Source organism: Lysinibacillus sp. RU7 (assembly GCF_057837305.1).
Genome location: NZ_JBYQFK010000010.1, coordinates 1 through 21,409 on the forward strand (window position 1 = coordinate 1; position 21,409 = coordinate 21,409).

Annotated in this window: 12 protein-coding genes; 3 read left to right on the forward strand and 9 right to left on the reverse strand. The window is 35.1% G+C overall.

The annotated features are described in order from the left end of the window. Positions 1 to 129: 129 nt before the first annotated feature. The 9 genes from AC3II9_RS08860 to AC3II9_RS08900 all read right to left on the reverse strand — a co-directional run bounded on the left by AC3II9_RS08860 (position 130) and on the right by AC3II9_RS08900 (position 15,883). On the reverse strand, positions 130 to 810 hold the full coding sequence (locus tag AC3II9_RS08860; protein ID WP_489154926.1) for a DUF4956 domain-containing protein: 681 nt from the start codon (positions 808 to 810) through the stop codon (positions 130 to 132). 14 nt (positions 811 to 824) lie between these two features. Next, positions 825 to 1,535 carry a polyphosphate polymerase domain-containing protein gene (locus AC3II9_RS08865; protein WP_489154928.1) on the reverse strand — a complete coding sequence of 237 codons (711 nt, stop codon included), beginning with the start codon at positions 1,533 to 1,535 and terminating at the stop codon, positions 825 to 827. After that, positions 1,535 to 4,645 (reverse strand): exopolysaccharide Pel transporter PelG, encoded by a 3,111-nt coding sequence (pelG, locus tag AC3II9_RS08870; RefSeq protein ID WP_489154930.1) that lies wholly within the window; start codon positions 4,643 to 4,645, stop codon positions 1,535 to 1,537. Before pelG ends, AC3II9_RS08865 begins: the two co-directional genes overlap by 1 nt. Then, the gene (pelF, locus tag AC3II9_RS08875) at positions 4,633 to 6,066 is read right to left on the reverse strand and encodes a GT4 family glycosyltransferase PelF (RefSeq protein WP_489154932.1); all 1,434 of its coding nucleotides are present in this window, start codon (positions 6,064 to 6,066) and stop codon (positions 4,633 to 4,635) included. The genes pelG and pelF overlap by 13 nt, the downstream gene beginning before the upstream one ends. Beyond that, positions 6,067 to 7,890 carry a DUF2194 domain-containing protein gene (locus AC3II9_RS08880; protein WP_489154934.1) on the reverse strand — a complete coding sequence of 608 codons (1,824 nt, stop codon included), beginning with the start codon at positions 7,888 to 7,890 and terminating at the stop codon, positions 6,067 to 6,069. Then, entirely contained in the window at positions 7,871 to 8,788 is a 918-nt protein-coding gene (locus AC3II9_RS08885; protein ID WP_489154936.1) for a hypothetical protein, read from the reverse strand. Before AC3II9_RS08885 ends, AC3II9_RS08880 begins: the two co-directional genes overlap by 20 nt. Beyond that, positions 8,785 to 10,956 (reverse strand): NAD-dependent epimerase/dehydratase family protein, encoded by a 2,172-nt coding sequence (locus tag AC3II9_RS08890; RefSeq protein WP_489154938.1) that lies wholly within the window; start codon positions 10,954 to 10,956, stop codon positions 8,785 to 8,787. The genes AC3II9_RS08885 and AC3II9_RS08890 overlap by 4 nt, the downstream gene beginning before the upstream one ends. Positions 10,957 to 10,985: 29 nt before the next feature. Then, positions 10,986 to 12,245, reverse strand: coding sequence for a right-handed parallel beta-helix repeat-containing protein (locus AC3II9_RS08895; RefSeq protein WP_489154940.1), 1,260 nt, complete (start codon positions 12,243 to 12,245; stop codon positions 10,986 to 10,988). A gap of 863 nt (positions 12,246 to 13,108) precedes the next feature. Further along, positions 13,109 to 15,883 (reverse strand): histidine kinase, encoded by a 2,775-nt coding sequence (locus AC3II9_RS08900; protein WP_489154942.1) that lies wholly within the window; start codon positions 15,881 to 15,883, stop codon positions 13,109 to 13,111. 613 nt (positions 15,884 to 16,496) lie between these two features. Between AC3II9_RS08900 and AC3II9_RS08905 the strand changes: the two genes are divergently transcribed. From AC3II9_RS08905 to AC3II9_RS08915, 3 genes are all read left to right on the forward strand, one after another. Then, positions 16,497 to 17,216: a YebC/PmpR family DNA-binding transcriptional regulator gene (locus AC3II9_RS08905; protein ID WP_489154944.1), complete on the forward strand. Its 720-nt coding sequence runs from the start codon at positions 16,497 to 16,499 to the stop codon at positions 17,214 to 17,216. A gap of 235 nt (positions 17,217 to 17,451) precedes the next feature. Continuing rightward, positions 17,452 to 19,200, forward strand: a complete 1,749-nt coding sequence (locus AC3II9_RS08910) for a methyl-accepting chemotaxis protein (protein WP_489154946.1) — start codon at positions 17,452 to 17,454, stop codon at positions 19,198 to 19,200. Between the two features lie 361 nt (positions 19,201 to 19,561). After that, entirely contained in the window at positions 19,562 to 21,304 is a 1,743-nt protein-coding gene (locus AC3II9_RS08915; RefSeq protein ID WP_489154948.1) for a methyl-accepting chemotaxis protein, read from the forward strand. Positions 21,305 to 21,409 lie beyond the last annotated feature (105 nt).

Below are 21,409 nucleotides of genomic sequence, written 5' to 3' on the forward strand. Positions count from 1 at the left end.
AGTATAGTAAAACAGGTGATGTTGTGCATTTTATTTTTCATAAATTGTATGAAAACCCCAACATTTATTATAGAACCGAAAATAAGAAATCGGCTAACTAAAGTAAACTTTTAGTCAGCCGATTTTATTTTATTGAGCATAGTCACCCGTATAATTTACTAAGGAACAAGATTGTACACCTTCTATGCTATCTATTAATGTCATAAAACTTGTATTATCATCTACCAGTCGTACTTCAACAGTCATCTCCATTAAACCATGACGAATAGATTTAGATTTTAATTTAGTATTTAACTTTCTAAAAACTTTACGTAAATCGTCTGATGCCTCAATTGTATAGTGTACGACTAACAAATATGTATCGCCGCGAACTTTTTTCTTTGATAACCAGGCTAATGTACCACCGAAAGCTAGTGAACCAATAAGAGCTAAAGGATACATTTTAGCTCCAATCGCAATCCCAGCAGAAATAGCCCAGAACATATAGACAATATCAAGGGGATCTTTCACTGCTGTACGGAAGCGGACGATACTTAGTGCCCCTACCATCCCGAGTGATAGCACAATATTTGTACTAATGGTCATAATAATCAATGATGTAATCATGGTCATTAAGACAAAGGAAACGTTGTAGTTATAACTATAGACAACGCCACGGAAATAGCGCTTGTATACGAAGTAGATAAACATCCCTACTGCAAAGGAGCATATTAATCCTAAAAAAATATCAATATATGAAACACTTGCAAATGACTCTAGGCTAAGAACGCTTTTTTTTATAATGTCTTGAAAGTTCAATGAATCAGTCATAAAGAAACCCCCCTTTATTTTTTAAAGTATTGAATCGTTCTCTCACGACATAATACGTATTTTGAAATAGCGGAACGTACAAACCGCTCCGGCTGCACTAACTGTCGAATCATATCAGGTAAAAAACGATCGAATTTCACTTCTAAAATGACTTGCTCGGGATAGAGAATTTCTTCATAGATTATTCGATTATCAAATAAATCAATGCCGTTAATGCCAGCACGTAATTCTTTATCGAATGTAATACGTACATTGCCAGGTTCATAAATATATGCTTCTCTTATATAATCAACGATGACGGTAGGGCGGAACAATCGATATTGTAAAGCTCTATAAAAATCTTGTATTAATGGCTCTGGACGATGGAGTAAACTGCTATATTGACCACATAAAATAGCCTCATAATCAGCACGCGCTAAACGTGCTGATTCTTTACTAACAAAGTCACCAAATTTGCTTTTTCTTTCTAGTTTGATGACATGGTCTTCACCGTTATAGATGCGGATGCGATACTTTTCACGACCAAAAATGCCATCATTTTTATCGTATAAAGTATGATCATGTATCCCATCAAAATATAAGCTACGAATATTGTATCCATCTAGACTTCTAGAATGTTTATCTAAAGTTAAAGCGGTTGACACTTTAGATTTTAAAGCATGCATTTCAATATAGTTAATATAATATTTCATTTCATGGCGAAATTTCCGATTGTTTAAATTCACTATTCCACCTCTACTTGAATAACACCAAAGTGGTACTCGTCAGAATCTAAATCTTTGTACATATCAAAAGCCGTTTGCGTATTTCCTTGAGAATCTCTTGCTGTTACTTTCATATAGTAAATGCCTGGATTTAATCGCGGTACGCTCATTTCGTTTAAACGTAGCTGCTTCTCTTGATGGACAACTTGTTTCATTTCTGAGTCACGGGCAATTGTAACATCATAGTATAAATCATCCCCTTGCAAATCGAACGAAACGTCCCAAGCAAAAACATGCTGTCCATTTTCTAAGCGTGCCTTATTATGTTGGAAAAATGGCTTCGGTTTTTGAAGATCTTCATAATAGCGTTCTAAGGCACGAGTTGGTGTTGAGACAATGCTTTGAAGCTCCTGTTGATAGGAGCTGCTAATAATCGGTAAGTATTGATTGTCTGGATAGCGTTGAACATAAGGTTCTACAATAGATGCATATTGATTTAATTGTGCTGTCACTGTATTTTCATTAATATAGTCAGCATAAAGTTCTTCTATTTTTGCTGTTAGTTTATCCACATTTTCTTGCATTCTAAAATAACGATTTAATAGACGATTTCCCCAATAGTTACTAATCCCTGCTTGATAAGGACGAACAAATTCTTGGCTACGTCCACTATCCCAACCATCATCGTAATCCCAAGGGAGAATGAGCCATTTATCATTATTTAAAGGCGAGTACAAATAAAAATTATTAGCATCTGTATCCATATTATCCATTAAAATATTGATTGCTACCCAAGTTAATAGATTTTCTTCATGAAAGTGGCGATTAATTACCTCTTCAATTGGTAAGCTATAATCATTTACATCATTTAACATCGTGATGAGCTTATCATGCTCCTCACGTCCTTTAATTTCTAAAATTGTTTCAAAAGTAGTGCGGTCATAGTTTTCATCTGTATGTGAACGAATTTGTTCTGGATAACGGTCAAATTCAAAAAATGTTACTTTATATAAGTAGCCATTCGGGTCAAACAGATGATTGCGTAAAAATTGCTTATTCGGTTGTTCAACCTGTGTGTATAATCCATAATCTTCATATGCTGTAGAACCAGCTGTTAAGTCTTTAACATATAGGTGGACAAACTGAGTTTTTAAACTAGAAATATTAGGGATTTTCTCCATTAAATCAAAGCTTAATTTATTACGTAGTCGGCTACCATCTGATATATGCTTATTTAAATTAATCGTTGTCTGATTGTTCCATGTGCCAGCGCTATCTAATAATTTAATTTTGTACGATTTTTGAGGTTGTTTACGTGCGGAATTACCTCGAATACTAATTTTCGCATTAGCTGTCGTTTCGGATGCCCCGAACATACCCGCCTTTGGACCGTTACCATTCGGTTGACCTTCAGCCATAATGATTTTAAGATTTTCTTCGCTATAACGATCCGTAATCCGATTTAAAGCATACCAATCTAAATCTTTGTTTTCTTCATCAGGTAGAACTGTAATGTAGAGTGTTTTGATAGACGAATCATCGTCTCGCTCATATAAACGTTTATCATCAATTTGAATAGAATCATTTGATTTTTCTGGTGTTTGAACTGTGTTTTGGGACTCTTCTGTTTTAGTAACATCTTGTTCATTTGGCATACATCCAGTTAAAACGAGTATGCTCATTAATAATAGTGTCGTCGTTGTAGCGTTTTTCTTCCAATTGTATCGCCCTTTTGTTTTTGAGCTAATCGTTAGCATTGGTTGTGGGCAGAATGTGTAATAATCGATATTGGCGATAATATAAAGCATGCGGAAGAATGTAATCACTAAACCAATAAAAGATGCTAAAAACATCCCCATGCCATGAAACTCCACTATCATCGTAATATACGTAAGTGCAGCACTTAGGCCGATAAATGAGGCACTAATGGCTAACACGCCCTTTCGATCATCGAAGTACATTAAAATATGCAGCAATATAAACATTAAAATAAAAAAGAAATAAGCAAAACAAAGGGTTATAAATAAATCTAACTGCTCCATGGAAAAACCGATTCTCGGTAAAAGTAAAATACCTATAGCAATTGAAAGGATAGTAAAAAGTAATTGAATTTCGGCTAAAAAACTTGTTCGATGTAGTAAAACCTTTTGCATTTTCTTTTTAGCGTTTTGTAAACTCTCATACGTACCACCATCGATTACATTTTTATAGTAATTTAAAAATTTTTCATAAAAATCAGTCTCGATAATCACGACAAAGAAAATGAGGGAAGGTAATACCGATAAATAAGCATAGAATACAGCAACATCATAAAAAGGCATCAGTAGATACTGCTTAGAAATTAAAAAATGATCATCTGAAAATACCCAATAGACAATGTTATGAATATAAACAGCTGAATACACACAAATTCCACTCACTATAATAGCAGGATAGGACTTCATCATTTGTAAAAAAGCGAAGTAATCTCGTTTTTCATTACGTGGAAATACGTGTTCGAAATGTAAGGAAGATAAAATTAAAATGCTTGCAAACCCTACATCTATTCCTAACAATGCAATAATAACAGGGCTCCAAGATGTAACATAAAACAATAAAAAGCTTGTTGAAATCGATAAAATGACGGCAATTAAAAAACCACGGAAAATACGTTTATAGTCTTTTAATGCGGATAGGAAAACGTTCTGCATCCAAATCGCAACGAGCTCCGCAAAATAAATATAAGCTACCACTTTATAAAATAAATTTTCCTCGACACCCCATAAGAAAATAATCGCGATAATCGCGGCGATTGGTAGAATGAGCAGTAAACTACCATAATAAGCAGTAATAATTTGCTCGTATTTCTGTTCATAAATCCGGTCTGCGATAAAACGGGTAACAAGCATCGATAAACCAGATGTGACAATGATTGAAAAAACAAAACAATAGGCCATCGTTGCAACAAAAAGCTCATTTTGTAAATAGCTACTACCGTTTTCACGCATCATGTATTGTTGGGCAAATACCAAAATTAAACAAAGAATCATAGGACCGATTGTTGTCATGGTAGAGTAGGCATATGCTTTTACATTATGGACAAGCCCTTGTTGTCGATATAATTTGCGCAATTCAAAACCTATACCTGCCATGTATGAATTCCTCCTACTAATTCTTTGTAAATTTGCTTGTAGCTATTAATGAATGCGGTACGTTTATAATCATGTGCTACACGTGCAAAGCCGTTTTGCCCCATTTGTATACGTAAGTTTTCATCTCGACATAGTTTAATAACAAAGCTAGCCATTTCTTCGTAATGCATGACAGGGACAACATAGCCAGCTGGACCAAAGCCATCACCTGGACGACCTTCAATCAGTTCTCGACAACCTCCTACATTTGTACAGATATAGGGTTTAGCACAGGCGAATCCTTCTAAAATAGCTAATGGTTGTCCTTCGCTAATACTTGTTAATAGTAAAATATCAAGATTTCCGAGATATTCTTTAATTTGAACCATGCCTGTAAAAATAATGTTTTTTACACCTAGCGTTTCGACTAGCTGTAAACATTCATCGTAGTATTCTGAATCTTCTTCAGCAGGCCCCATAATATACAATTCTACATTTGATATGGCACGTTCAACTAAGGCAAACATTTGAATCATCATTTTTATATCTTTAATAGGTACAACCCGTACAATGGCCCCAATCCGAATTTTATCATCTTGTATTGTACGTGTAACAGTCGCATAGTCCGCTACTTCAATGCCATTTGGTACAATCTCAATTTTATCCGGTTTACAACCTAGTTCAATCTCAATCTCTCTATTGCGACCAAATAGTGTAATCACCTGATCGGATAATTCATAAATCGAACTAGATAATGTATAGAAATAGTTAATCCATAAATCTTTAAAATACCCTTTTACCCAGTTTGCTTTAATGATTTCCTCTTCGCGTTCACGTGAATAAATACCATGCTCCGTTAAAAGTAATGGTTTGTTATTAATAACCTTTGCTAAAGCACCTAAAACACCTGCATAGCCAGTAGAAACAGCATGATAAATATCAGCTTCGGGTATATCATGACGAATAAGCGTAAAGAATGGTAAAATCATTGAACTCAGTGTCCAGAAGAGCTCTGTAAAAGGAACTTGAGAATAGTTTGTTTTCGCTAGATGCTCAACTAAATCAAAATAGTCCTTACTAGATAAAAATTCACTTACATTGCTAAATTGGTCACTTCGGATTAACTTAAATAATTCAGGCCAATTGACATCTTTTGTTCCACTAACAAGGGAAGTTAAGCTTCGCTTCTGCTCCGTCGTTAAATAATAACGTTTACCCCATTGTGCTTCTTCTTCTAAATGAGCATCTAAAAATACTTCATGTACTTCAATAAGATTAGGTGGCAGCGTATATTTAAATTGTCCTTGTTGTTTTTTTTCTGCGGCAATGGCATAAATGACAAATTCATGTTCTGGCATAGAGGTCATTAAACTATGAATCCAGCTCGAAACCCCTCCAGTTACATAAGGATAAGAACCTTCTGCTATTAAACAGATACGCATTTACTTGTTCCCCCTTAATGTTATTTCGAATTCAGCTTCTTCCGCTGTGACTAAATAAGTATTTGTATCTATTTTTTGAACCGTACAATTTTGTAATCGACTAATTTTTTTTTCTGTTCGGAAGATAAAGTATTGATCAGTATAGAAGTTTTCGATGATGCCATGAACTTTGTTTTCGGTTTGCTTAAATTTTACTTTTGATTGCAGCACTTTAGCGACATCTAGTGCAGCATCCGTAGCAGTCATAGAGCGGAACCAAGGATATGTGTTATGAATTTCCTTCATCAGCATTTCGAATTCGTCATGCATATCAGACCAACTACCTTTACTCCGATCCTTACTAATTACATCGTCAGGGTGAATAAAATGAGAAAATACACCAAGACCTGTAATAGCATTTACAATTGCCCAATTATTTTCTTCATTGTTGAAATAACCAGATGAGATACGTGGCATTTCAATCACGCCATCTTCTGCTACTTCAAATTCCTGTATATATGAACGATTAGTTCCATCTTCAGAATACAATGATGCAATAACGGTTAGTTCTGGCCATGCTTCTTTTAGTATGTTTCTGCCTTCTAAAGAGAGCACGTTAGAAGGGGGGACGTAAGAAGTAACTTTATAGGCTGGAAATCCTGTTTTTGTATAACGTAGTAGTTCCTGAATAGCTAATTTCATATCTTCAGTTGATTTCCAGGCATTATAGCCAAAGGATTTTGAAATTTCATTGTCCATTGTAAAAGATTGGTGATTATAGCCATGAAAACCTAATTCCCCGCCACTTTGAATTAATTCACGACCAAATGAAATTAAATAGCCGGATTCACCATCATCTGTATTTTCAAATGGTGCTTCAACGCGATTGTTATACGATTCAATCAACATACCCGTATAGGTAATATTGGATTCTTTAGCTAGTCGTAACATATCAGGCCACCAAATATTTTGGTAAAAAGCCGGTAAATCTCGTTTGTATTCTTTATAAATAATGTCGTTCTTTCCTTTAGCAATTGGAGAGGGGAAGTCGTCAATATAAAATGTTTTTACATTAAAAATAGGATAAATATAATCTGGTTCTAACATACTAATAGCGCCAGTAAACAAACCTCTATTTCTTTTCTCAGAAAATAAGGTACCGTTAAAAACCATAAATGTACCGAGACCGTATTCATTCTTCCAAAGTAAAGGTGTGCCGCTTGTATTTTTAGCTAAAACTTTTACACCGTTTTCTACAGTAACTCCTAAGCTTACATCGTTTAATGAGGTTTCTAAATATTTCTTCCCTTTTGCACCTATTAAAACGTTAGAAGTCATCTCAACCCCAGTTGTATCTATATAATCATAGTAATCTACAATGCCAAATTTACGATAAAGTACTTTAAAGTGAGCATCCATATCTAGTAAATTCATGAAAAATAATTGACCACCATGATAAACATAGTTTTCGATCTCTTCTATACTTCCTAAATGCTTTAAGTAGGGTGTTGTTAAAATAATACGCGGACATCGATTATAATCTACTTTTCCAAGGTAGACATCATAAGACTTTGTTTTTTTTTGCATATATTGAAGGGCGTGCTCAGCATTGTTTTTTAATGGAAGGCTTGTTTCATCGTAAACAATGCAATAGTCGACATCGTAGCTTGTTTCCGTTGTTTTTTCTAAACTAGCGGAAATAATTTCATCTTTTTTGGCTACGAGGTCTTCATTATCGACCATCTCCAGTACAAATTGAGAGCGTGATAATTGTAAAAGTAAACCGCTCAACAATACAAACAAGACAATAATACTTACTTTTCGGTTAGCTACTAACCATTTCATTTGTTTTATTCACTCCTGCTGACCAATAACGTACAATCGTAAGTGCCTGATTTGAAAGCGTAATAGGGGTCGCTTTTAAGTTTTGTAATTCTTGTGCTAGCTTATCAAATGCTCGCATTTGATAATAAGTCGCCATTAAGCTTAAGTAAGCTTTTTCGCAAAGTGGATAATGCTCTTTAAAAGAGAGTGCTGTTTTTTCAGCAGCATGTGTATCTCGTAACTTTAACTCCATTTCTACTTTTGCTGCAAAGACTTCTTCATCTGCTTGGTCGTTATCTATCAATTTTTGCAAGATTTGCGTATAGGTCATTTGATATTGCTTTGTAGACTGTCCATCTAAGAATCCACTACGCAAATACTCTTTAATAACATTTGCATATGTTAGTGCGACATGTTGATTGCTTGGGTTTTGGTTAAATTCTACAGATAGTTTTTGTAATAAGATTGACAGTTCACGTTTTACTTCGATGACAGCCGTTACCGCATAATGTGATGTTTCCGTATCTTCATTTGTAACGGCTATTTTTAGCACATCCAAGTATTGCATCGCATCTTGTTTTAACACATCAATCATTACACGTCTACGTGTCGAGTAGTCACTTACAATTAGTGCTTCTTCGATTGAAATGACATTTAATTCGCGTTCACGTTCTACTTTGCTTTGAGATTGGATGAACTCTAATGGAATATCATCCGTTTGCCCTGTCATATAAGCTTGAAATTCATTGCCCTTATTGCGAATCCATTTTTTTGGCCATATGGAGGGGAAAAGCCATCCGATAATGGGTAATGTGATCACGATGGTCATTTTAAATAACCATTCCCGTTTGTCTCCCTTAGCGAAAAAAAACATCATGATGGCAGAAACGACTATATATAATAAAAACCACTTCATCATACAATTACACCTTGATAGATTTCTGTTTCGATTCCAGCCTCTTTAAAGCGTTTGAGTATGGCAGGCAAATCTTGTTCACTTGTATTAGATAATAAAATTTGTAATTCATCATTATCGTAACCAATATAATCCGTTTCACGTAGCAGTTTTACGATTTTATCAGATGTATATTTTAAAGCTGATGAATCAATGGCCATTTTTAAAATAGTAAAAGGCATATTATATTTTTCTTTAGCGAGTATTTTACTAGCTAAAATATCATTAAAGATTTCGGACTTTAGAACGGATGTTTGATCAATATAACGTGTTTCTTCTGTCATCTGAATATAATCGAATGCCCGGCTTAGGGATGTCGAGATTAATTCTGTTACTACTTTAAATAAGTTTTCATGGTAATTAGAGAAATTCTCAAAAGGTAACTCACTAATTGTAATAACGGCTGTCATTTGCTGATTATGATAAATAGGAGCAGCCATTAAAGGGGCATCGGCATGTAAATGTCTATTCATATAAGGTTGGCCCGTATGGATCATTTGTTGTATATAGAACGTATCTTCTACTTTAAGAGAATTACTTACCGGACGTTCTCCGTTAACCGTTGAATTCGCTACTAATCGTAAAAATGATTGGTATTTGTTGAACATATAAATCGAAACACCATCACATCTCATAATTTTTTGCACAACATCTACTGTGCTTGTTAACACTTTTTCGGGTTCTAAATCATCTAAACTTTTAATAACAGAATAGATTTTTCCGAAGCTATCTTCGCTATTCAGTACGCGCAATTGTAACTCATCTTTTACACTGCGTACTTCCTCATGAATTTCCTCAAGAAATTGATGACGGTTTTCCAGCTCTTCGATTTTTTCATTTTGTTCTTCGATTTTAATGTTTTTGCGTTGGACAGAGTAACCAACTACTAAACCGATGAATAAAAAAGTAGCTAATTGGAAGAAGAAAACCGTGTCATACATTAAAGAAATGAACTCGCGACCTTGTCTTAATTTATCGATGAGCAATAAACTGAATGAGAGAGCTACTGCAAAAAATGCTTGCTTATTACCATAGATAGCGCCCATTGTCATAATATAAAAGATGCCGACTTCAAAAGTTGTAAGAAAAGGTGTTGTTATATTTAACATAATGGCACTCAAAATACAAAAGAATATAAAGTTTTCGATATAAGGCTTAAATGTTTTAAACCATTTGGGTTGACTTCTTTTTTTTACAGGTATTACTTGTTCTTCTAGAGATGTCGTGGATTTTGCCCATTCATACGTTTTTTGTAAACCTTCTTTTAATGAGTACATAGGTACCCAGTCTAATTCCTCTTTTATGCGCTCATTGCTTAATACAGAGCGATAAATATCCCCTTTGCGAGCAGCAATATGTGTTGTTTGGATAGTACCATGTGAGTTTTCTAAAAACTGCACAATGTCATTTACGCTAGCTTCGGTATTGGTAGATAGATTATAAATGCCACTTAAAATGCTTTGTGATGCCCGGTAAATGGCAAAGGCTACATCTTCTACATAAATAAAATCCCTTGTTTGGTTGCCATCACCATGAATTTGTAACACTTGATTTTTTAAGATACGTGAGGTGAAGGTGGAAATTACACCACCTTCACCCTCCTTTGTTTGACGAGGTCCATACACATTTGAGAATCGAAAACAAACGGTGTCTAAATCATATTGTTCTGTCCAGTTAAGACAGTAATGCTCTCCAGCCCATTTACTTATTCCGTATGGAGAAATAGGGTTTGGGAATTGATCTTCTGTTAGTGGAATATTTAGATTTTGTCCATAAATAGCTGCTGAAGAGGCAAAAATAAACTTTTTCACATGATGTTGACTAGCAAGATGCAATATATTAGTAAGACCAACTAAATTATGCTGTGCATCATCCATCGGGCTTATAATTGATTTGGCCACACTTACTTGGGCTGCCAAATGTACAACAATGTCAAAATGATAAGAAGCAAATATATCTTTACACTTAGGATTGTCAACAGACAAAATATAAGATTTATGCTTTATTGTGACGTTTTCCTTTTTTCCGGTAGATAAGTCGTCAATTATATGAACTTCGTACCCTTCCTTATAAAAGCGCTCTGCCACATGTGAACCGATAAAGCCGTAACCACCCGTAATTAAAACTCGCATAGAAGCCTCCTTTCTGTATATTAGAGAGCCTATTTTTTAGTACATAAATTATTTGAGAAACGGAAAATCTCATTTTTAAATTCGTTCTTAGGATTTGTATCATCACTACTATATAAATAATCTTTTTGATTACATATATAATAAATATTATTTGAAAATATATTATCAATATTATGATGTTGAACTAGTATTTCACGATACCCTTCATTTGAACGGTCATTTTTAATAAATATATTTTTTCTAATTTGACTATGATGCGCGCCGCCATTATCGTGGTCAGCGCCACCTATGACTAATCCAGATTTATCATTATTAATAATAATATTGCGTTCTACGGTGATGTTTATAGCGGCTTCTTCGTGATTCTCACTCGAAATGGATATACCGAAATTATTTTCGCTCACTATATTATTTAATACCTCGATATTTTGACCACCATCTACATAGATACCTGCTGCTGACTTATCGCCATTGTAAGCTTTATTTTTAGCCGAGGAATTTCTGATGACGCGATTATTGGACACCACTCCATTTCTAGCGATATCTATACAGTTTTCTTCATCGCATGCACCATAATGTCCCGCAATATCAATGCCAATATTGTTATTATCATAGATATAATTTTGGTCAATCTTAAACTGATTCACATTACCTGATATTGTTAAAGATTCGCTTCTGCCTAATGTTAAATCATGTAATTTATTATGTTTAATAATAATGTGCTCAATCGCTTTTGCTGTGTTGCCGTATACAATAATGCCATGTGCATTACCTTCTTCAGCATAATTTGCAATATGATGAATATTGTTATTGCTGAGCTCAATATGCTGACTAGCATCTCGGATTAAGATGCCAGCTGGATAACGATCTTCATCATCTGTTGTAATATTACGTATTTCAAAGTTTTGAATGCGTATCCCCTCAGCTTGTTTTAAGGAAAAGCCAGCCCGCTTGGAACCCTTTACTTCTATATTAGATCCATCGATTATGGGAATTTCATCTTTGTATCCTTGAATAGTAAGCCAGCCTTGCTCCATATCTCCTATATCTTCAATCGTAATGAGTTCTTTATAGATGCCTTTTCTGACATTGATTGTATCTCCTGCTTGAACTTGATTAATGGCATGTTGTATGGTTTGCCAAGGGTCGTCCTTTCCTCCTGTTGCGCTATCATTCCCAGATGGAGAGACAAAGTAAACTTGGTCAGCACTTACTTCTATCGTGAGGAAAATACTAGAAAATAAAATAAGGCTAAGTAGTGTGAAAAATTTCTTGTACCTAGAAATCATGTGTTTTTACCCCCTTATATGTAAAATGAAAAGTAATATATTGGTAAGAAGAGGAGTGGTTCAACCGATATTTGTTAGCGTCACTTTCTTCATTCAATTCGTAATGCTTAAAATGAATAACAATGAATTCTGTTATTTTATATAATAAATCAATTTTATAATGAAAAGATTGATTTTTTTATGTCTTTTTTCATTTGATATTATATTTTATAAAAAGTAAAAAGATGTATATTTTAACTTATATAAATTTTTTAGAATGTTAAATGTTAATGTAATGAAACAATAGACCTAGGGTTTAAGTATAAAACTTTAATCTTAAACGATTCTTAAAAGCTTAGGAATGTAGAATATATTTCTTTATTTTTTTACATGGCATCAATAAAAATCAAACGATTATTGTAAATGTACAGGTGGGAAAGTATAAGCTGAAGGGAAAATGAATGGTGTATATAGTTTGAATATCAAAATCTGTTCTTGATTAAAAAGGGGAGGACGCTAAAAGCATATGGAGTGAAGGGCGATAAGGAGGCTCCATCTTGCACTAGACGTGTGTCCGCCCTATTTTATCTCGTAAACTGGATCGGTTAGGGGAAAACAAGTAGTCGATTACCTAGGTGTTACTACAAGATGTCATATTCTTAATCTAAGTGCCTCTATAAAGGAGTGAGGCTAAGGCCGATTAAAAAGTATCACATCTGTGTGAAAGCGTCGGCCCTAGCCCATCTTAGGCATCAAAACCCCCACTATATGAAGGTGGTTGAATATACGAATATAAAAACTTTTTGGGAAATAGAGTTAGATCTATTTCCGTTTTGTTCAGTTGAAAAGGTTCCGTCCATCCCGTTTCAAAACTTCGACTAATACTAGCGTTTCGCTCCTATAGAAATATTTCCATCATGTTGGTCATAGTGAAGGGGAATGCTGATTGTACAGATTGTCCCCACTCTTTCTGTGCTGTCGATTTGCAGTGTAGCGTTTAAATTATGTCGGAGTCGCTCGAGTGTATTTCGCAACCCTAGTCCACTACTCGTTTCCACAATATTGGCTAGTTTGTCGGCTGGTATGCCCACACCGTCATCTGCTACACGGATGAAAAATTGGTGTTCTGTTTTCCATATACTAATAGTGACTGTTCCCTCACTTCCCTTTGGATGTACGCCATGTCGGATTGCATTTTCCACGAGTGTTTGCAAACTAAATGGGGGAATGTTGATAGCATCATAGGGTGTATCATTCAGCACCCAAACAATTTTTAAGTTAGGCATAAACCGTTGCTCTTGGATAAAGGCAAAAGATTTGACGAGCTCAATTTCATCGGAAAGCGGTATCATACGAGATTGTATACGCGCATCAAATAAACTAGAAAGGAAGTTGCCAAACTCGTGTAGTAAATCAACCATCTTATCTTGATCAATCGTGCTTAATGAAGCAATGGTATTTAATGTATTAAATAAAAAATGTGGTTCAATTTGTGCACGTAATAATTCTGATTCTAAATGAAGCTCGTTTTCTACCATTTGCTTCATCGTAATGAGTGATTTGGTACGTGATAGCAATTCCATAGGCTGAATTGGTTTCGCAATATAATCATTCACACCAGATTTAAATATCGTAGATAGTTCTAAATTATGTGCCTGTACGGTCAGGAATAAAATAGGTAATTGTACAAATGAAAAATTTTGACGAACTTCTTTAATAATGTCTAATGATGAATGTGCTGAAACCATCGAATCAATGATGACTAAATCATACCGAAGCGTTTTTAAATGTGTCCAAAAATCCGATTCATTGGCCAAAGTAATTTGATAATGCTGTGAAGTTAGAAGCGTTAAGAGGAAGGCGTTATCTGCATGATTTTCCGACCATAAAAGAATTTTACCTTTACAGTCAGAAGACATAACGGATTGGTCTAACTCCACATGCCAATGTTCTTTTTCCACACTTTTTAATAAATGAATTTCCAACGTAAGGTTATTAAAAATAAGTTTACCTTGCTGCATCGCAAGCAGTTGCTGACATATCTCAATCGTTAATTGATCGAGTTCACCCCAAGTTTCACTAGACATCCCTGACATGCAAATGGAAACATAGTCTCTCTGCTCTTGTACTTCTATAGTAATTTCACTACCACTGTTTAGCTTTATCAACACATTGTTCAGGAGATTGATGAACACTTGGCTTAACTTTTGCTCATCGCCCATAACATAGAGTAGCTTGTTTGGGTTGTTAAACGTCAGCGTAATATGATTGGCTTGTCCAAATGGTTGCAATAAGCTCAATAAATACGAAAGTAATGGCGTAACTGCAATCGATTTTTTTTCAATATGAATCGTTTCATTTTGGATTTGCGTATAATCGAATAAATGGCCGAGTGAAAAATTCATCATTCGTACGATGCTTTTCAATTTCGCTAAATCGACTTCATCATTTTCTAACTCAAAAATGAGTGAGTTTAACGGATTATATAAACGTTCCGAACTTTGGCGTAGAAAATCTTCTTTCATTTGGTCCCGTTGCTGTAACTTAGCTGCATATAATTTGATTTGTTCGTTAGTAATAAAAAATCGATAAAACCAAAAGCAGGCAATGCCAATTTCTATACTTAAATAATCAAACGGATAAAAAGGTAATTCATAAGGAAGTAGAGATTTAATCACCCGCCATAGTAAACCCGAACAAGCAGCCATTCCAGCAAAGAGTAAAAAGTATGTTTCTTTGACGGTAATCACCGTAACACGCCAAACCGCTCTATAAGTATATAAAACCGATATAATATAAAAGGGTATTAATAGAAAATCTATGAAGTCTTTATAAGCAAGCGGTATTATAAGCAAAATAAATAGAAATATACTAAATAACCCATTTATGAGTGATTGATATTTTAATTTCGTTGTATGAACTGGTAATAATTGAGCAAATCGAACGATGCAAAAGGCGGTACATAAATATAAAATAGAGGTCAATTTGGCTTCTAATAAATAAGGAAGTAAAAAGTCCCCCCATAAACTGTTTACAAAGCGATAGATTTCATCTAAAAAAGGGAAAATGTACATAATCGAATAGATTAAGACGATACGATTTCGATAAATAAATAAGTAAATGAAGACACTATAAGTAATATTGAGTAAAAGTGTAATTAAAATGATTAAATTTAATGTATTAATCAAATCAATGTAATTTGTTAACCCTTGTATGGAACTCATAATAATAGGCTTATGAAACAATGGCGTATGCTTATTTTCATTGGATGAAACAGTTAATGTAAAGTTCGGTTCATCAATCGTCACTTCTGCTAAATAAGCACTATAAGTTGTGCCAAATTTTTCAGATGGTTGACTAATGAGCCGGTCATTCACAAATACTTCTGTTTTAAATTCACTTTTGGGAATATAGAACATGAGCGTTGCTTCGCCCGGAAAAGAATCCAATGAAATGTGCATCGGTTGCTCATTGCTACCTTGTAGGTGAAGTAGCTCATCATTTTCAATAAGAGCGTAATCGATACTTGTGGAAGTATTGTCAGGGACCTCTATTTGTATTGGATAAAAAATAACTAACCAAATTAAACGCAATGTTAATAAAAAGAAAAAACTACCTATTAAAAGAATTCCATAACGAGACCAAATATTATTTTTCATCATAAACTCCCGTTAGTATAGAATAAGTTGTTTCTATTATTTATAAATTCTTAATTCGAATATGTACTTGATCATTCATACCATTACGAGTGGACGCTTTCCACGAACATGACCCTAGCCCTCGATGCGCTTTTAGAGCCCTATCTTATTGAATCAAAAAAGAATCGATTTTGAGATAACCCCATTTTACTATTATATAATGTTACGTCTGTAGATTAGTGAAATTTAGATGCTATTTTTTTGATATTACAAGGCCGCATCTTCCACATTCGCTACTTTCATTTTATTATTCTTCTTGTGGAATTTTAGTGATTTCTTCTGGTGAAATAAATTTTTGAAGGATGGAACGATTCATTTTTCTGTAGTAGTTTTTATTTTTGAAATTGAAGAACAGTGTTACTTTTACATAATGATTCGAGATATAACAAAGGAAGGGAGTAACAGGAAGTTAGGTATACAGGCATTTTCATATTATGGGGTTATGCCTGTATAGAATAGTAGAGGATGACCCCCAATTGTGTGAAGGTTCACTTTATCATAAGCGACTTTTTTTGTATAATAATTAAGTTACAAGGCAATTTACATTTTATATAAATTGAAAGAGAGTGGAACTATGGGTCGTAAATGGAATAACATTAAGGACAAAAAAGCTGGTAAAGACGCTGCTAACAGTCGTGTTTATGCGAAATTTGGTCGTGAAATTTATGTAGCTGCAAAGTCAGGTGAGCCAAATCCAGAATCAAACCGTGCGTTAAAAACTGTTTTAGAGCGTGCGAAAACATATTCAGTACCAAAACACATTATTGAAAAAGCGATCGATAAAGCGAAGGGTGGCGGCGAAGAAAGCTTCGACGAGTTACGTTACGAAGGCTTCGGTGTCGGCGGTACAATGGTCATCGTGGACGCGTTAACAAACAATGTCAACCGTACAGCATCAGAAGTACGTGCGGCATTCGGTAAAAACGGTGGTAACATGGGTGTAAGTGGATCTGCTGCACATATGTTCCAAGCAACAGCTGTATTTGGTATTGAAGGGAAATCTGAGGATGAAGTGCTTGAAGTCTTAATGGAAGCGGACTTAGATGCACGTGATATTCTGGATGAAGAGGGGACAATCATTGTCTATACAGAGCCAGATCAATTCCATGTGACACAAGAAGCATTTAAAGCAGCGGGTATCGAGGAGTTTGCAGTAGCTGAGTTAACGATGCTTCCGATGACAGAAGTAGCATTAGCCGGTGATGATTTAGCGAAGTTCGAAAAAATGATTGATGCGTTAGAAGACTTAGAAGACGTGCAACGCGTCTATCATAATGCTGATTTAGGTGAATAGTGTATAAAAAAGGGACTTTTATCATTGGAAAATGATAAAAGTCTTTTTTTACGAGAAGCAAGGGTGACTTTTTCATCTTTATAAACGCAAGTATCCATTTTAAACTATTTTGATGTGAGTCGTGTTTTTCTAACTAAGTTATTTAATTGTTATACTAAAGTATAAGCAAGAAAGTTGCACAATTCATTTTATTATAGCAAAATGCTAATGAAATAATGGAAGAAGGAGGGTATTTATGAAAAGTCAGGGACGTCTCGCTAGTAGAATTATATTAATTGCTAGTATGATATTTGTAGTATTGCTTGGTTTAAACGCATTTTTAATGATTTATACGTCCAAACAATCTGTACAAGCAACAGTTGGTGAACAGACAATCACCATTGCAGAAAATATATTAAATTATATCGATATAGATAAATATGATGAATTCATCAAAAATCCAGCAGAGAACGAAATGTATTGGGAATTACGTGAGCAGTTAAATGAACTGCGTGAAATGAATGGTGTACTTTATGCGTATACATACTCGGTACCGCAACCAGGAGAAGGTGTAGCATTTTTAGTGGATGGTATGCCAGTGGATGACACGGAAGGGGCAGCGGCACTCGGCGATATTTCGAGCTCTACCACATATGCACATATTGAAAAAGTATTGCAAAATGGCCATTATTATTCCGATTTATTAGCGGGTGATTATGGTGAGTATATTTCAGGGTTTATCCCAATTAAAAATAATGCGGGAGAAGTCATTGCATTTTTAGGTGTGGATATCGATGCATCTTATGTAGCAGGTATTACAAGTAGCATCACAAAAAGTATTTTACCGAGCATGGTCGGCGTGTTTGCATTACTTATTTTAGTTGCACTTGGTTTACTATTCTACTATATTTCCAAGTCATTAAGGCCGTTAACCGAGTTAGTAACAGCGTCTACATTATTAGAAGAAGGCGACTTTAAAGGCGCAAATCATATAGTAGCAAATATTAAAACAACAGCTAATAATGAAATTACACAGTTTACACAGGCATTTTCTAACATGCTCTCAACATTAAAAGTAACATTCAAAGTGATTCGTGAAAAAACAAATAATCTAGAGACAGCAGTTCATGATATTAATGATACAACGGTTCAAGTGAACGATTCCAATGCCAGCATTACGAAAAATATTGTGGATATTTCAGCGAGCAGTGAACAACAAAAGGTAAATAATGATGAAATTGTACTGGCGATGAATGAGATGGCCTTAGGAATTCAACGTTTAGCAGATTCGACCAATGAAATTGCGGAGTCTTCAAGTAGTATGACAACTTTAGTAGGGTCAAGTGTTGCCGATTCACAAAAAGTTGTCGTACAAATTCAAAACGTAGAAAAATCGGTTATTCAGACGTCGGATCATGTGCGTGAAATGGGTGAAAAGTTTGCTTCTATTGAAGAAATGATAAGCGTCATCACAAATATTGCGGACCAAACAAACTTACTTGCATTAAATGCCGCAATTGAAGCAGCGAGGGCAGGTGAAGCTGGAAAAGGTTTTGCGGTTGTAGCAGATGAAGTACGTAAATTAGCCGAACTATCTCGTCATTCAGCCGAAGATATTCATCAACACTTGCAAAGTTTCCTTGTCATTACAGAACGAGCATTGTCTGAAATGGCTTCTAGTACGGAAGATGTAAAAGGTGGTAGCGCTGCCGTTGCATTAATTGGGGATAAATTACAAGAAATTTTGCAAGCAGTGGAATATGTAAATGAACAAATTCAAGATGATTCAGCCGTAATTCAACAAATGTCAGCAAGTGCTGAGCAAGTACTTGCCTCAACAGAGCAAATGAATACATTAATGACACAAGCAACGGCACAAGCAAGAAATGTAGTGAGTTCTACCGATACACAAGTAGAAATGATGGACCGTTTAAATCAAGTAGTTGTCCGTTTAGATGAAACATCTGAAGAAGTAGTACGTGAGATTGAAAAATTTAAGTTATAAAATCAGAGATGTTGATTATACAAATATTACGAGATAATCAGCGTAATATTTTAGTGCAATGTTTGATAAAAGGGACTTGCTCGTTAATTGAAGCCGTGCCTGCGGAAAGCGAGTCAGCCGTAGCGGAAATCAACGTATTCTAAGTTGTCCATTCACAATAAAAGGTAAATCAACACTTGTATTATAAAATAAAAGGAAGTGTGGTATCTATTTATGATGAGATGCTGCACTTTTATTTTTATAATTTGAAATATTTTTAAATTTTTGTAGAAAAATTGTCGGAATTTAATTGTTTAATTACATTTTTATGTAATAATAAAGATAACGGGGGATTTGGGAAAAATAGAAAAGTGGTGATGAAATGAGTGTTTTACGTACAATTCGTGGAAAATTATTGATTTTTTCATTTTTATTATTCTTACTACCTAGTTCAATCATTGGTTTTGTTAGTTACATGGAAGCGCAACAGGGGCTTGATCAGCTAGGAGAAACAGTAATTAAAAATAGTGTAGAATCTGCACTACAATTAATTGATCAAGCACAGGTAGCGGTAGACAGCGGAGCGATTACGGTGCAAGAGGCACAGGAACAAGTAAAGGCTGCGCTTATCGGTGAAAAAGGACCAGATGGAAAAAGACAATTAGCGAACCCTTCTGATTTAGGAGAGAATGGCTATATATATATTATCAATCGCCAAGGGACGTTAATTGGTCACCCTACACGTGAAGGCGATAATTTATGGAATGACCAAGATAGCTCAGGTCAGTACTTTATACGTAACGTAAAAGAACAAGCTGTAGCGGGTGGAGGCTTTACGTATTATGAATTTGAGTTGCCAGGAAAAACTGAAGTGGCACCAAAACTAATTTATTCAAAGTTAGAAGAAGATTGGAACTGGATTATTGCATCCGGAACGTATTTACAGGATTTCAATGCACCAGCTAACTCGTTATTAAAGGTCATACTCATTACATTAGTCATTTCAACTGTCTTAGGGGGATTAGCGGCCATTTTATTCTCTCGTCATTTAGCTTTCCCACTTATGAAACTGTCAAAACGTGTTGGACAAGTAGCGAAAGGCAATTTAACGGTCGAGTTAGACAACACAGAACGCCATGATGAAGTCGGTGTATTAAATCAAGGGTTCAATGAAATGGTGAGTCAGCTAAAGGTACTCATTTCCGATGTTGAGCATACGATTGGGGAAATTCAAAATACATCCACTAATTTAACAGCAGTGGCAGAGGAAACAACAGCATTTGGAGAGGATATTGTCAAAGCGGCAACAGAAGTAGCAAAAGGCGCTTCACAACAAGCGGCGGATGCAGATGAAACAAACCAAATCACGTTAAGTTTTGCCAAAGAAATTGAGCAATTACATGAGAAAAATGAATTAATGCTACGCTCATCTGAAAAGATGCGGAAGTCGAATGCGGAAGGCCTAGATAATTTAACTGTATTAAAAGAGCGTTCTTCAGAGTCTTATGAGCTTATTACATCGATGCAGGATGTATTAGATAGTTTAATTGGGAAAGTTCGGGACATCGAAGGGATTGTGAATACAATTAATGAAATTTCAGATCAAACGAACTTATTGGCTTTAAATGCTTCGATTGAGGCAGCACGTGCGGGTGAACATGGAAAAGGTTTTGCTGTAGTCGCCCAAGAAGTGCGAAAATTAGCTGACCAAACAAGCCAAGCAACCGATCTAGTGCGAAATACGCTTAGAGGGATTGAAGTAGAGACGAAATTAGTAACAAATGAGATGTCTAAAACGTATGCGATTGTTCAAGGGCAGCATCAGTCAGTGGAAACAACGGAACAGTCTTTTGAAGATATTGGCAATGCCGTTGAAACAATTATTCGTTCCATTGAAGAAGTATCGACAAGTGTGCAGTTACTAAATAATTCGAAAAATACGATGCTTGCCTCTATTGAGCGAATTGCAATGATTAGTGAAACGAATGCAAGTATGACGGAGGAAGTAACGGCGTCTGTAGATGAACAGCAAAAAGCCGTGCAAATGGTGACAAACTCTTCGAATGATTTATCGAACGAAATTCAAGGGTTACAAGAATCCGTTAATAAATTCACGATTCGATAAATGCTTGCTCATTAATGGGTAGAATAGAGAAATGATACGATTTCTTTGAGAGTGTAGATAATATATCTGCACTCTTTTTCTTGCATTTATAGGAAAAATACTGAA

Excerpts from the sequence above, each read along its gene's own strand:
- AC3II9_RS08880 (WP_489154934.1), bottom strand. The coding sequence starts at position 7,890 with ATGAAATGGTTAGTAGCTAACCGAAAAGTAAGTATTATTGTCTTGTTT.
- AC3II9_RS08905 (WP_489154944.1), top strand. The coding sequence starts at position 16,497 with ATGGGTCGTAAATGGAATAACATTAAGGACAAAAAAGCTGGTAAAGAC.
- pelF (WP_489154932.1), bottom strand. The coding sequence starts at position 6,066 with ATGCGTATCTGTTTAATAGCAGAAGGTTCTTATCCTTATGTAACTGGA.
- AC3II9_RS08885 (WP_489154936.1), bottom strand. The coding sequence starts at position 8,788 with ATGATGAAGTGGTTTTTATTATATATAGTCGTTTCTGCCATCATGATG.
- AC3II9_RS08915 (WP_489154948.1), top strand. The coding sequence starts at position 19,562 with ATGAGTGTTTTACGTACAATTCGTGGAAAATTATTGATTTTTTCATTT.
- AC3II9_RS08860 (WP_489154926.1), bottom strand. The coding sequence starts at position 810 with ATGACTGATTCATTGAACTTTCAAGACATTATAAAAAAAAGCGTTCTT.
- AC3II9_RS08890 (WP_489154938.1), bottom strand. The coding sequence starts at position 10,956 with ATGCGAGTTTTAATTACGGGTGGTTACGGCTTTATCGGTTCACATGTG.
- pelG (WP_489154930.1), bottom strand. The coding sequence starts at position 4,645 with ATGGCAGGTATAGGTTTTGAATTGCGCAAATTATATCGACAACAAGGG.
- AC3II9_RS08910 (WP_489154946.1), top strand. The coding sequence starts at position 17,452 with ATGAAAAGTCAGGGACGTCTCGCTAGTAGAATTATATTAATTGCTAGT.
- AC3II9_RS08900 (WP_489154942.1), bottom strand. The coding sequence starts at position 15,883 with ATGAAAAATAATATTTGGTCTCGTTATGGAATTCTTTTAATAGGTAGT.
- AC3II9_RS08895 (WP_489154940.1), bottom strand. The coding sequence starts at position 12,245 with ATGATTTCTAGGTACAAGAAATTTTTCACACTACTTAGCCTTATTTTA.